Here is a 243-nt window from a genome sequence, read left to right on the forward strand (position 1 = left end):
CGACCCCGAAGTTGGCCAGGTCGATCGTTCCCGCGGTCCCGATCGGGCGCCACCGACCGAGCAGTCGGTCGAGGTTGAACTCCAGGCCGAGGAAGAAGAGGAGGAAGACGATCCCGAGCTCCGCGCCGAGCGCGATGAACTCCGTCTCGGGGACGTAGACGGTGCCGACGGCGGGAAGGGCGACCCGTCCGAGGACGAACTCCCCGACCAGCATCCCGACGAGGATGTACGCGGGGATCACGG

The 243-nt window shown here is 68.3% G+C and carries 1 protein-coding gene; it reads right to left on the bottom strand.

Annotation, left to right across the window (positions count from 1 at the left end):
• The coding region (locus EXE44_RS19280; RefSeq protein WP_241991918.1) for a cation:proton antiporter at positions 1–241 on the bottom strand (241 nt) is incomplete at its 3' end.
• Between the last annotated feature and the right edge of the window lie 2 nt (positions 242–243).

Source organism: Halorubrum sp. SS7, assembly GCF_005435055.1.
In the GTDB taxonomy this organism is placed as follows: Archaea; Halobacteriota; Halobacteria; order Halobacteriales; family Haloferacaceae; genus Halorubrum; species Halorubrum salinarum.